Raw genomic sequence first — 12,084 nt, 5'->3', positions numbered from 1 at the left:
ACTTTAATATACCTATAGACATGCCCTGTGTAAATCATCTATAATTCAAGTAGGGGTCTGTGCTATGCGTTATGAGTTAAGTTAAATTTCCCGAGCGATAATTTCTAGAGAAGGGAATTGCCTCTGCTGGTTTCGTTGAAACTAATATGCGATGCCCACCTTAACTTCAGGTCTCAGGAATCTACTAAGGCTGACGGTAGATACGGATCCTTTTTTGATTGGTACTAAATTTATGCTTCATCAATACAGAGAACAAGGTACCTTCCTATGTTCGCCTAATGAAGTATTCCAAATTGTAATTGATGTTGAAAGGTATCCTGATTTTGTTCCTTGGTGCAAAGCCGTTTATATAAAAGAAAAAATTGACAATCAAATGGTTGTGGACCTTCTAGCAGCTTTTCATGGAATTAAAGGAAGATATACATCAGAGGTAACCTTTCTTTCTCCAAGTAGAACAAACGAAGGTTGGATAAAAGCTGTATCATCAAATGGAATATTTAAACATCTATGCAATAAATGGCAATTCATTCCCATAGATGAAAATAAAACTATGGTAAAGTTTTATATAGAGTTTAAGTTTAAGTCCAACTCATTTTCAACCCTATTAAACTCAGTATATAAATATACACAAAGTAAAATAATTGCTGCATTTAAAGACAGGGCTGAAAGCCTTGCTAAACAAAAGTTACCTTGACACTATTTATATAAATATATAATTTTTTTAGTAAGTTAAGTATTTATATCGTAATGATTTTTAGACTATTGCTTTTATCAATTTTTATAAGTGTTAATTCTTATGCAGTTGTTAACCAACATATTCAAAAAGAAACTAATGAAATAACATCAAAGGAGTTACTATCACTATTACCCGATGATAAATTATTAGGAGATCCAAAAGCACCAATTCTAATGATAGAATATGCTTCATTAACTTGCTATCACTGCTCTCTTTTTCATAAGAATGTTTTTCCTAAAATAAAAGAGAAATATATAGACACAGGTAAGATGTTATATATATTTCGTCATTTTCCTTTGGATTACAGAGGGCTAAAGGCTGCAATGCTAAGTCATTGCTACGAAAAACAAGAAGACTACTTTAATTTTAACAAAGCTGTTTTTAACTCAATAGATTCGTGGAATTACTACAATTTAAGTGATTTGACTTTACTACAAAGAATTGCTGCACTAAGCAACTTAAAGCAAGATGCATTTAACCAATGCATTAATGATAAGAAAATTATGGATAAAATCATAAATGATAAATCACTGGCAATTAATAAACTTGGTATCACAGCTACCCCAATATTTTTCATCAAGCTTAACGATGGTAAGTCATATATAGAGCATAATAAAGTTAAACATGAAGGGTATAAAGAGCTGAAATACCTCACTGATGTAATAGATAAATTATATGGAAAAGCTATAGTGAAGTAATACCACTGTAGCTTACCATATAAAAGACTCTATGCTGAGTCATTGTTTTTTACGACTGTTTGTTGTTTTTTACGCTCAAATTCTCTTTTTTTACTGTGCCAAGCGTAGTAATACATAGCAATTTTATTCTCTATTAATACTATTGTTCCATCATAAAACTGAACCATATCCATAACTTTTCTCTGAGCTTCATCAAAACGTTCTTTATACTTTTCACGATAAGCTGGATTATTTAGTAACATAACCCCTTCATTCTTGTTAGATTTTTTGTTTAACGTTTCAACTTCGCTAGCAATAGTATAAGACATATAACCCCCTCTAATTGATTATAAAAATTATATTTTAATAAAGAGAAATGCGCATAAACAATCTCTTTAATTCCAGCACAATAATCGACTGCTTATTATACTAGTTAACTATAGTACAATATATAATAATTCTTGTCACTTAAAATTTTATACTATGAAATAATAACTTAAAATAAATGTTTTTATTATTTCAAACTATATTATTATATTTATAAATTGTGTATGAATTAAGCTTCCCTAATTTATAATCTATGCGTAATAATTTTAGTATAAAATTGTCATACATAAGAAATCTATTTGCAAAAGAATTTAAAACAATAGAAGAATATTGTATTCTTGAAAAAAAGCAACATATTCAGATCGGCCATGAAGAAGGAAAGCTATTAAGTTTATTTATAAAAATCCATAAAATCAAAAGTATTGTTGAGATTGGCACGTTATACGGTTATTCGTCGATTTGCATGGCAAAAGCTCTACTGGAAGATGGTCACATATATACAATAGAAAATAACCCTCAATACTCAAGAATAGCAAAAAAAAATTTTAGTGCTTTTAATCTGAGTGATAAAATTACTCTAATAGAAGGCAATGCATTGGAAAAACTTAATGAATTATCAGCAAAAGCACCATTTGACATGATATTTATCGATGCTGATAAAGGTGGTTATCCTAAATATTTAGATTGGGCAGAGTCATACATTAAACAAGATGGGCTAATCGTTGCAGATAACACTCTATTGTTTAACACAGTATTTTTAGAATCGCCTCCAAAAGAAGTATCAGAAAAATCATGGCATGCTATGAGGGAGTTTAATAATAGATTATCAGATGAAAAAAAATATTTCTCTATATTGATTCCAACTGATGAAGGAATGACTGTAGCTTTAAAGCTAACATAAGTTAAAAATCAAGGTCAGCATAATGTTTAGGAGGGATTAAACCAGAAATCCTCTCTAATAATATCTCACGAAAACAAGGCTTTGATTTAACAATGGAGTACCATTCTTTTAAAATTTTACTTTTTTCCCATGGAAAACTACTTACATAGTCTATTACAGAAATATGCGATGCTAAAGTAATATCAGCCAAAGTGAACTTATCGGTTGCAAGCCAAATGTTCTTGTTAATTAAGTGTTCAACATATTCTATATGGCAAAGCAGATTATGCTGAGCTGCATAGATAAACCTAGAATCAGGGCTGCGGTTAGTAATTACTTTTTCATTCATAATATACTTAGTAACTTCATTGTAAAATTTGTTATCGAACCAATTGATTAGAGCGCGTATTTTAGACTTAATAATAGTGGATGAACCAAATAATTTGACGTCGCTATTGTAAGTTTCTTCTATATATTCACAAATGGCATTACTATCCGCTATTACAAAGTTATTATCTATTAATACTGGTACTTGCCCGGTTGGATTGATCTCCATAAATTCATTCCGTTTTTCCCACGGATTTTCATACACTAGATCACAGCCCAACTTTTTTTCTTTGAGAAGGGCTCTAACTTTTCGTGAAAATGGACAAAGAGGAAAATGATATAAAATCATAATATTCCTCTTTTGTTATCCCAGTACCTATAGGTTGTTATTCCAGTGTGTGACACTGAAATCCACATCTTTTTTCTCTGGATCCAAGTTGGGATGACAAGAGAAGAGTATTTTAGGTAACAGTTGTTTACTCCAAAGTAATGTTGCAAGAGGTCTAACATATAAATTATAAGACTAATATAGGATATACCTTGCTAAATAAAAAAAAAAGTATAATATTTTATAAGGTATGCAGGCAAAAACTCTGTAATTTGGTCAGATCAGAAATGAAGCAGCCATATCAGAACCTTTTTGGGTTGCATACCTACTTCATTATTTGTTTTATCCGAAGCTGTGAATATAGCATTAAAACATCGTCCTAGTAGCTTTAAAGATCTAGTAGGTCAAGATATATTAGTGCGTGTATTAGAAAATGCTTTTATTTTAAACAAAATCCCACAATCTATACTGCTCTCTGGTAGTAGTGGAGTTGGTAAAACCACCACTGCAAGGATAATAGCTTTATGTTTGAATTGTTCCCTGGGGCCAATTTTTGAACCTTGCGGATCATGTGAAAATTGTCTAGCAATAAAAAATTCAAGCCATCCAGATGTGATTGAAATCGATGCAGCAAGTCACACTAGCATTGACGATATTAAAGTAATCCTGGGAGATATTTGCTATTCACCTATAAGCTCTAAATTCAAAGTCTACATTATAGATGAAGTACATATGTTATCCAGCAGTGCATTTAACGCATTACTTAAAACCCTAGAAGAGCCACCATCTAGTGTAAAATTCATTTTAGCAACTACGGAAATAAAAAAGATACCGATAACTATTATTGCACGTTGTCAAAGATTTGATTTACACAACATTCCTGTAGCTAAAATAGTGGAACGTTTAAATGATGTTGCACAAAAAGAGAGTTATTCTATTGAAAAGGGAGCATTAGAATTAATTGCACGACACTCTGGAAATTCAATGCGTAACGCCTTGTTTTTGATGAATCAAGCAGTGCTATATAGCAAAGATGGTGCAATATCCACTAAAAATGTGACAGACATACTTGGCCTAGTGGATAAAGATATTATATTTGATCTATTAGGGGCAATATTAGAAGGTGATTTACAGAAAGCTCTATCAGTGTTTGACAAGGCGATAAAAACAGCAAACCCACTTAGTATTTTTGAAGGTCTATTGCAAACAATTCAGTTAGTATGCCGTTTTTTAATTACGAAAGAGATTGATAGTGCAGTTACAGAGTATGAAAAGAATAGGATAAAAGATTTAAGTATAAAGAGATCTTTAATATTTTTTTCAAGATTGTGGAAGGTGTTGCTTAAAGGTATTCAAGATATAAAAACTTCAACATGCAACGATGTTGCTGCTGAAATGATGCTAATTAGTCTTTGCTATCTCTCTGATCTACCTTCTCCAGAACAGGTGATCAAAAAAGTTCTTTCACAAAATGTAGAGCAAGGAAATAGACAGGGCAGACCTGTTGCACCTTCCCCCTCTGTCATCCAAGTAGCTGACTACTCAGATCCAAAAAAATATGTGGAAAGTAAACAACAACCCCACTCTGTCATCCCAGTGCGTGACACTGGGATCCATGTGGAAAATAAACAACAAAATTACGATTTTGATAAGATTTTGCAACTATTAAGGCGGAGTAACCAAATTTATCTTTACAAACAACTGTGTAATAATCTACAATTAATAGATTGTAAACCTGGGTATTTAAAATTAAAAGCTGTATCTAAGTTGGACAGTAATTTTTGCAATGATTTAAAAAATTACTTAAACCAGGCAACTCAGCAGGAGTGGGTTATTACAGTTGATACGGGTTATATAAACAGGGAAGTGAGTAATTTAAATTATGCACCTGCAGTCAAGGATATACTTGACATGTTTAAAGGTGCAAAAGTAGTTAATATAGAAAATAAGGAGTAAGTTGTGGATTTTAGTCAAATAATGAAACAAGCGCAAGAGATGCAAAAAAAGCTTGCAGAAGCTCAAGAAAAATATATTGGAAAAGAGTTTCAAGGTATTTCTGGTGGTGGCAAAGTTTCTGTATTAGTGGAAGTCATAAAAATAGGTAGCTATAAAGCTAAAAAGGTGAACATAGACTTAGAACTTATGAGAAATGAGGAAAAAGATATAGTAGAGGATTTAGTAACAGCAGCGTTTAATGATGCCGTTAAAAAAGCAGAAGAAGATATGGCAAATGCAACTTCTGATCTCGCAGGTATGATGGGTTTACCACCTGGATTTAAACTTCCTTTTTGAATTTACTACTGAAGTTTCTTTTAGTGTAAGTATTTTTTTTCTAATACTAGACTTCTTTATATAATGCGCCTATAGCTAGCACAGCCCTATGTCATACCGCAATTCATTCCACAACTGTACGAACATTGCAATATGGCACATAGTAAACGATGTCATTCCAGTCTGGAATCCAGCCTTGCCGTAATCTCATCAAGAACGTTGTGTTTTAACATAAAACGGCTACTTTTATGCTTACCAACTTAATAAAATTCCTGATCCCAGTGGGCTTTGTTGCATCGCTCAAGTGAAAAGAACTGGCAGTTACTGACAAAATTCATTATAAATAGCCATTTAACTGTTGAAGAAAAAATATGCCACAAAAAATGAGAGTCAGTAACTGCCATGAATATAACAAATTTCTCCAAGAAAGAGGAAGCATTTTTTGTTATATCAATGACGCCATAGAAAATTGGTACGAGAATTGTCCAAAAATGCAGGGCGGCAACTATATTTATAGTGATAAAGTTGTGATTTTGGTGCATATAATCGTCAGTTTCTTTAGAATTGGTTTAAGACAAACAGTCGGGTTTATAAAAGGGTATTTGCAACAAATAGGAAGAGATTTGGCAGTTATCAGCTATTCACAAGCATCAAGAAGGTTTAAGAAACTTAATATTAAGATAAATGATTGCAGAAAATAATATGGAAGACATCGAAATTGCTATAGACAGTACAGGAATTAGTATATACAACAACACTCCTGGTCATAGCAAAGAAAATAGCGAAGATAGAAAGTATCGCAGCTATGAACAGACAAGAAAATTGCATGTAATGTTGAATACAAACAGCAAAAAAGCCATAGCTGTAAAATACAGTAACGGCTGATCACTATGGAGCTTGTGATTTGCTAAAAGAAGTCGATTTTCAGCATGCCATAAAAGCACTATATGCAGATAGAGCATGTGATAGGCACAAGTTTTATAAGTTGTGTAACGAATATGATATAAAGACAAAAATTCCACCAATAAACAATGCGGCAGAACATCCAGAAATAGATTATATGTCTGACAGGAATGCTGCTATTAGGTTAATAAAATTATACGGTGAAGATGGCATGAAAGAATGGAAAAAAGAAGTAAATTATGGGAAAAGATCTTATATTGAAGGGTTTTTCTCAAGATTAAAGCAAATATTCGGATTTAGTTTTAGGAATAAATCTGAGATAAATCGAGAAAAAGAACTGCCAATCAAATGCTATTTGCTTAATAAATTCACTGATATTGGTATGGCTAAATTTGAGATAGTTACATGAATTTACCATAAATCACCATCTCATAAAGTGTGATGCAACAAAGCCATCCCAGTGTCATGCTACTTGGATGACAAGAAGAGGGTACTTGGATAAGAGGCATTGCCCTCCTGGTAGGCCCAAATTGCAATGTTCGTACAGTTGTGGATTTCTCATCCGCTAACAAGCAGCGAGATGACGAGGTCTTTCGATAGTAAATCTTACCTGTGTTAGCTATACCAAAAAATCAAAAGTCGTATTTATTCATTAATAAAATCTTTGTCTTCTCCTAAAAATTAGTTAAAATGTAGAATATTTTGTGTTATTAAGTTAGCACTTGACTTAACTTTAGTTGTTACTTAGACTGCTAAAGTGGAATTTTAATTTTTTTTACGAGGACAATTATGCATTATAAAAAGTTTTTTTCAGCAGCCGCTTTAGCAACGTTGCTAAGTTTATCAAACTCTGCTTTTTCAGATCCTGTTGGTCCAATAAGTGATGAAGAAACTAGCTACTACGTTCGTTTGCAATACAACGGTGAAATTTTACCTCTTTTCACAAAAGTTGATGGTGCTACAGGTGCTAAAAAGAAGACTGCGGATACTGATACAACTACTGACCTTTATAAAGCTTCTTTTATGGCTGGTGGTGGTGCATTTGGTTACAAAATGGACGACATCAGAGTTGATGTTGAAGGGCTTTATTCGCAGCTAAGCAAGGATACACTTGATGTAGCTCCTACTCCAGCAATTGCAGACAGTTTAACAGCATTTTCAGGATTAGTTAACGTTTATTACGATATAGCAATTGAAGATATGCCTATCACTCCATATGTTGGTGTTGGTGTTGGTGCAGCGTATATTAGCACACCTTTGGCAACCGCTGTGAGTAGTCAAAATGGTAAATTTGCTTTTGCTGGTCAAGCAAGAGCTGGTGTCAGCTATGACATAACTCCAGAAATCAAACTCTACGCTGGAGCTCGTTATTTCGGTTCTTTTGGTGCTCATTTTGATAAAGATACTGCTGCAGCAAGCAAAGACAAGGGGGAACTCAAAGTTCTTTACAGCACTGTTGGTGCAGAAGCTGGAGTAGCGTTTAATTTCTAGTCTATCTCAGTTTTGTTATCCCAGTGGGTTTTTTCTTGTCATCCAAGTAGCATGACACTGGGATCTAGAAAAAAGAAATGTGGATTCCAGTGTCAAGGCACTGGAATAACACTATTTGCTATGTGTTTAGGCTATAACGTTTACCATTGTACTGGTAGAATATCATCTAAAGTTACATAATGTTATCCAATTAGCTAACACTGCGGCCTACTGTCTCCAAGAAATTAGATGGAAAATTTGTACTTTTTTCAAATCAAAGCTTGAATTTTTGCTGGAAAATCAATATATTATATGCATGAAGTTTTAATTTAAGTTGTTATGTTGACCCCAATGGCAAGCTTATGTGTCGATAGCAGAACCAATCTCATGCAATATATTGCTAGGGTGCGAAAATTTCCCATGCTGTCTCAAGAGGAAGAAGTACAACTAGCAAAAAATTGGAACCAATACAAGGATATTTCTTCTGCTCATAAATTGATTACCAGCCATTTGAATTTGGTAGTGAAAATTGCAATGAAATTCAAAAATTATGGACTATTGTTGATGGACCTGGTCATGGAAGGGAATATGGGTTTAATGCATGCAGTAAAAAAGTTTAATCCTGATTTAGGGTTTCGTTTTTCAACTTATGCAGTGTGGTGGATTGAAGCTTCAATAAAAGACTTTATATTGAAATCTTGGTCATTTGTGAAAATAGGCACAACGCAAGCACAAAGAAGATTATTTTTTAGTTTACGTAAAATAAAAAAAAGAATTTTACAGTATACAAACAGAGAAACTTTAAATAATGAAGAAATAAAAGCAATATCTAATGAGCTTTCTGTATCCGAAGGAGACATTATACAGATGAATTACCGTTTGGCTTGTAAGGATCAGTCGCTAAACGATTGCATAAAAATAGGTGATGACTCTAAAAGGGAGCTACAAGATATGATCCCATGTAACTTGGTCAGTCAAGAAGTAACTTACCAAAATCATGAAGAGAAAGAATTAAAAGAAACAATTTTAAACAATGCACTAGCAAGTCTCAACGAAAGGGCGAGAGACATTTTTATCAGTAGATATTTGTCTGAAAACACTCAAACTCTGGATGAACTTAGTAAAAAATATTGTGTTTCAAGAGAAAGAATAAGGCAGTTGGCTGAGCAGGCGATGGCTAAGGTAAAACAATATATACAATCAGAAAGTTTGAAATTTGGTTTGCATGCGTAGTTTTTTTATATTTCTAATATTTTTTTCAATAGGCGCTTTTGCATCAGTTAGTGATGTGCAATTGAAGGAAAAATATAAAGATTGGCTCGTGTATACTGCATTGGAAGATGGAGAGAAGGTATGTTATATTGTATCCTATCCTAAAAAAAAAGCGAACATTATACAACCAACCGAAAGCCATATGTAATGGTTAGTTATGTTGATAAAAAAGCAGATGAGGTAAGCGTTACCTCTGGTTTTCAGTATGATAAGGAGCCTGTAGCTCTCAATATCGACAAAAAAATTAAATATACACTGCCTATAATACAGGGAAGTTTTGCGTGGGCAGAGCATACAAAAATAGATCAAGATCTCATTCTAAAAATGAAGCAGGGATTATCAATGGTAGTGAATGGGAAAACAAAAACAGTGACCATTGATGATACTTATTCCCTACTTGGGTTTCAAAAAGCGTATCAAAAAATGCATGATTCATGCCATACAAAGTAAATTATTGTAACAGAATACCCAGCTATAGTATAAAATAGACTACTCTTTCAATGAATAGCACTTTACTTTATATGGAATGCGGATATCATTTAAAATATATTTTTGAGAGTTAGTAATGTCAGAGGTTGCAGGTGTAGACACAGAAATCAAAAAGCAAAATTCTGTGTGCGAGCAGATGCGTTTTAGCGTGAGCCGAACAAGTCTTTTAAATACATTATCCAGAGTAAGTGGAGTGGTCGAAAGGCGTAATGCAATAGATGTTTTGGCATGTATAAATATCAAAGCACAACATGGCAGCATAAAATTAATGGCAACTGATCTTGACATTTCAATGTTTGCCTCACTTGCTGCAACCGTATTAACAGAAGGAGAAGTAAAAATTTCAGCGCATACTTTACATGACATAGTGAAGAAGTTACCCGCTGATTTGGATGTCAATTTTGAAGTAAACAACCAAGGAAAATTATTGATGTCTTGCGGAAATGCAAACTTTTCTTTACCGAATGTAGTTTCAAGCAGTTTTCCTGCTCTTGAAGAAGACAATTATAAATATGATTTTACTCTACTCAATACGGACCTGATAGACTTATTAACCAAAACAAAATTTGCTGTATCACTAGATGATACAAGGTATAATTTAAATGGAATATATCTACATACAGATGAGCAGTTTCTGTACTGTGTTGCAACTGATGGCCATCGTTTATCGTGTATAAAGAGGCCAAAGCCTGGAAATATTAATGGCGAATTCGGTGTGATCATTCCACGTAAAACTGTTATGGAGTTGTTAAAAATATTGGACGATTGTAATGAAATTAAAGTAAAACTCTCAGACAGAAAAATCAAGTTTACATGCGGTGAATATATTCTAATATCAAAATTAATAGATGGAACTTTTCCAAATTATAAAGCAGTTATTCCAGCATCTCAAGATAAGCATATGATTATTGAAAGTAAAAAACTTTCAGATGTTATAGATCGAGTTTCCGTTGTTGTATCTGATAAAGTAAAATCCATTAAATTCTCACTACAAGAAAAGCTGCTAACTCTGCATTCAAACTCCCAAGAGTGCAGTGATGCAACTGAATCCATAGAAGTGGACTACAATGAAGCCCCTATAGAAATAGGGTTCAACTCGCGTTATTTGCTTGATGTTCTATCTTGCATAAAAAATAAATGTAAGTTTAGCTTAGCCGATGGTAATAGTGCTACAATTATCACTGATGAAGATGATTCAAATGTATTATATGTAGTGATGCCAATGAGAACTTAAACTCGTCATCTCGCTGCTTGTTAGCGAGATCTGGAGATACTGCGGCGGTATGACACTTATTTCACTAAGAACGTTACTTTTTATTAAATTAGTAATCTATCTTTACCAAATACAAGCCAAAAGGCGGCGCGGTAACCTCAGCAGCACTTCTTTTGCATTGGCTTAATATATGTAGCATTTCTTGCGGATTGGTTCTATTTTTTCCAAATTCAACTAAAGTACCCGCAATAATCCTCACTTGGTTATGTAAAAAGGAAATAGCAGATATTTTGATGTGTATATGATTCCCGTTTTGTACTATATCGATATCATCAATTGTTCTTATCGGATTTGCGGCGTGACAATCTTTTGAACGAAAACTTGAAAGGTCATGTTTTCCAAGTAGATGTTTAGCAGCTTCACGCATAATATTTACATCAAGTGGGTTAAACACTTGCCATACATAACCCGTCTCCAGAGCGGCAGGAGCATAGCGATTAACTATTCTGTATTCGTAATATCTTTTTTTTGCTGAAAACCGTGCGTGAAACGCATCATCTACAACTTCTGCATTAAGCACAACTATAGGAATTGATTTTAAATGATAATTTATTGCGTTTCTTATTCTATAAAGCTCACATTCCTTTTCCATATCAAAATGAGCAACTTGTCCTAAAGCATGAACCCCAGCATCGGTCCTTCCACCACAGTACAAGGCAATTTTCTCACCACTAAAATTAAATATAGCATTTTCTATCTTCTCCTGGATTGAGTTAGCAGAGTGTTGCTGTTTTTGCCAACCAGAGAAACTACTACCATTATATTCTACCGTTATTTTGTATCGCACTGCATTACATCAAGCTCTATCTAAAATAGTCATTTTCTATCTTAACATAATTTATGGTCAAGCCTACAGTGCTGCCACTCCCATAAAGTAGTTCGTCCAATCTTAAATCTTGCTGCCACTGCTTCTCTGCTTTCTCCTTCGTCTAGCGCCTCCATTGCTTTTTTTCTTAAATCATAACTATATGCTGCTGGCATTCAACCTCCTTATCATTATCTATCCTTATCACATCCGGACTTCTATGAAAAGAGCTATAAATCGTGAAAAAGAACTGCTCATTAAGTGCTATTTGCTTAATAAATTTACTGACATTGGTATGGCTAAATTCGAAATGGCTACATGAATTT

The 12,084-nt window shown here is 33.5% G+C and carries 11 protein-coding genes, 2 other RNA genes and 4 pseudogenes; 13 read left to right on the top strand and 4 right to left on the bottom strand.

Annotated features, from left to right (window positions below; genetic code table 11):
- Positions 1 to 51: 51 nt before the first annotated feature.
- From ssrS to OPR39_RS05380, 3 genes are all read left to right on the top strand, one after another.
- Positions 52 to 213, top strand: a non-coding RNA gene (gene ssrS, locus OPR39_RS05390) — 6S RNA.
- Positions 214 to 232: 19 nt separating this feature from the next.
- The gene (locus OPR39_RS05385) at positions 233 to 694 is read left to right on the top strand and encodes a type II toxin-antitoxin system RatA family toxin (RefSeq protein WP_041573611.1); all 462 of its coding nucleotides are present in this window, start codon (positions 233 to 235) and stop codon (positions 692 to 694) included.
- A 53-nt stretch (positions 695 to 747) separates the two neighbouring features.
- On the top strand, positions 748 to 1,434 hold the full coding sequence (locus OPR39_RS05380; protein ID WP_015589356.1) for a DsbA family protein: 687 nt from the start codon (positions 748 to 750) through the stop codon (positions 1,432 to 1,434).
- A gap of 29 nt (positions 1,435 to 1,463) precedes the next feature.
- Here the strand turns inward: OPR39_RS05380 and OPR39_RS05375 are convergent, their stop codons facing one another.
- Positions 1,464 to 1,742 (bottom strand): DUF2671 domain-containing protein, encoded by a 279-nt coding sequence (locus OPR39_RS05375; protein WP_007551133.1) that lies wholly within the window; start codon positions 1,740 to 1,742, stop codon positions 1,464 to 1,466.
- 251 nt (positions 1,743 to 1,993) lie between these two features.
- On the opposite strand from OPR39_RS05375, the gene OPR39_RS05370 reads away from it, so the two are divergent.
- Positions 1,994 to 2,641, top strand: a complete 648-nt coding sequence (locus OPR39_RS05370; RefSeq protein WP_015589357.1) for an O-methyltransferase — start codon at positions 1,994 to 1,996, stop codon at positions 2,639 to 2,641.
- A gap of 1 nt (position 2,642) precedes the next feature.
- Here OPR39_RS05370 and OPR39_RS05365 read toward each other — a convergent pair whose 3' ends face one another.
- A complete protein-coding gene (locus tag OPR39_RS05365) occupies positions 2,643 to 3,296 on the bottom strand; it encodes a glutathione S-transferase family protein (RefSeq protein ID WP_141457290.1) in 654 nt (217 codons plus the stop codon).
- 218 nt (positions 3,297 to 3,514) lie between these two features.
- On the opposite strand from OPR39_RS05365, the gene ffs reads away from it, so the two are divergent.
- From ffs to dnaN, 8 genes and pseudogenes are all read left to right on the top strand, one after another.
- Positions 3,515 to 3,614, top strand: an RNA gene (ffs, locus tag OPR39_RS05360) — signal recognition particle sRNA small type.
- 15 nt (positions 3,615 to 3,629) lie between these two features.
- Positions 3,630 to 5,231 carry a DNA polymerase III subunit gamma/tau gene (gene dnaX / locus OPR39_RS05355; RefSeq protein WP_141457288.1) on the top strand — a complete coding sequence of 534 codons (1,602 nt, stop codon included), beginning with the start codon at positions 3,630 to 3,632 and terminating at the stop codon, positions 5,229 to 5,231.
- Between the two features lie 21 nt (positions 5,232 to 5,252).
- Positions 5,253 to 5,567, top strand: a complete 315-nt coding sequence (locus OPR39_RS05350) for a YbaB/EbfC family nucleoid-associated protein (RefSeq protein WP_041573540.1) — start codon at positions 5,253 to 5,255, stop codon at positions 5,565 to 5,567.
- Positions 5,568 to 5,917: 350 nt separating this feature from the next.
- Positions 5,918 to 6,858, top strand: a pseudogene (locus tag OPR39_RS07485) (IS5 family transposase).
- 380 nt (positions 6,859 to 7,238) lie between these two features.
- Positions 7,239 to 7,940, top strand: a complete 702-nt coding sequence (locus OPR39_RS05330; RefSeq protein WP_141457284.1) for a P44/Msp2 family outer membrane protein — start codon at positions 7,239 to 7,241, stop codon at positions 7,938 to 7,940.
- A 318-nt stretch (positions 7,941 to 8,258) separates the two neighbouring features.
- The gene (locus OPR39_RS05325; protein WP_015589362.1) at positions 8,259 to 9,152 is read left to right on the top strand and encodes an RNA polymerase factor sigma-32; all 894 of its coding nucleotides are present in this window, start codon (positions 8,259 to 8,261) and stop codon (positions 9,150 to 9,152) included.
- Positions 9,145 to 9,641: pseudogene (locus OPR39_RS07135) on the top strand (invasion associated locus B family protein). The gene OPR39_RS05325 and the pseudogene OPR39_RS07135 overlap by 8 nt, the downstream one beginning before the upstream one ends.
- 115 nt (positions 9,642 to 9,756) lie before the next feature.
- Positions 9,757 to 10,914, top strand: a complete 1,158-nt coding sequence (gene dnaN, locus OPR39_RS05315; protein WP_041573541.1) for a DNA polymerase III subunit beta — start codon at positions 9,757 to 9,759, stop codon at positions 10,912 to 10,914.
- 88 nt (positions 10,915 to 11,002) lie between these two features.
- On the opposite strand, the gene truA is transcribed toward dnaN, so the two are convergent.
- Both truA and OPR39_RS05305 read right to left on the bottom strand, forming a co-directional pair.
- A complete protein-coding gene (gene truA / locus OPR39_RS05310) occupies positions 11,003 to 11,740 on the bottom strand; it encodes a tRNA pseudouridine(38-40) synthase TruA (RefSeq protein WP_265039314.1) in 738 nt (245 codons plus the stop codon).
- A gap of 71 nt (positions 11,741 to 11,811) precedes the next feature.
- Positions 11,812 to 11,934 (bottom strand): annotated as a pseudogene (locus OPR39_RS05305) (IS630 transposase-related protein); the annotation flags it as partial.
- Between the two features lie 47 nt (positions 11,935 to 11,981).
- On the opposite strand from OPR39_RS05305, the pseudogene OPR39_RS07480 reads away from it, so the two are divergent.
- Positions 11,982 to 12,080: pseudogene (locus OPR39_RS07480) on the top strand (IS5 family transposase); the annotation flags it as partial.
- Between the last annotated feature and the right edge of the window lie 4 nt (positions 12,081 to 12,084).

The organism is Wolbachia endosymbiont (group A) of Yponomeuta plumbellus (assembly GCF_947251575.1).
In the GTDB taxonomy this organism is placed as follows: domain Bacteria; phylum Pseudomonadota; class Alphaproteobacteria; order Rickettsiales; family Anaplasmataceae; genus Wolbachia; species Wolbachia pipientis.
This window is presented reverse-complemented; position numbering and strand designations above follow the sequence as displayed.

Bases quoted from the DNA above. Each gene is read 5' to 3' on its own strand.
- OPR39_RS05385 (WP_041573611.1), top strand. From the start codon at position 233: ATGCTTCATCAATACAGAGAACAAGGTACCTTCCTATGTTCGCCTAAT.
- OPR39_RS05380 (WP_015589356.1), top strand. From the start codon at position 748: ATGATTTTTAGACTATTGCTTTTATCAATTTTTATAAGTGTTAATTCT.
- OPR39_RS05375 (WP_007551133.1), bottom strand. From the start codon at position 1,742: ATGTCTTATACTATTGCTAGCGAAGTTGAAACGTTAAACAAAAAATCT.
- OPR39_RS05370 (WP_015589357.1), top strand. From the start codon at position 1,994: ATGCGTAATAATTTTAGTATAAAATTGTCATACATAAGAAATCTATTT.
- OPR39_RS05365 (WP_141457290.1), bottom strand. From the start codon at position 3,296: ATGATTTTATATCATTTTCCTCTTTGTCCATTTTCACGAAAAGTTAGA.
- OPR39_RS05350 (WP_041573540.1), top strand. From the start codon at position 5,253: ATGAAACAAGCGCAAGAGATGCAAAAAAAGCTTGCAGAAGCTCAAGAA.
- OPR39_RS05330 (WP_141457284.1), top strand. From the start codon at position 7,239: ATGCATTATAAAAAGTTTTTTTCAGCAGCCGCTTTAGCAACGTTGCTA.
- OPR39_RS05325 (WP_015589362.1), top strand. From the start codon at position 8,259: ATGTTGACCCCAATGGCAAGCTTATGTGTCGATAGCAGAACCAATCTC.
- dnaN (WP_041573541.1), top strand. From the start codon at position 9,757: ATGTCAGAGGTTGCAGGTGTAGACACAGAAATCAAAAAGCAAAATTCT.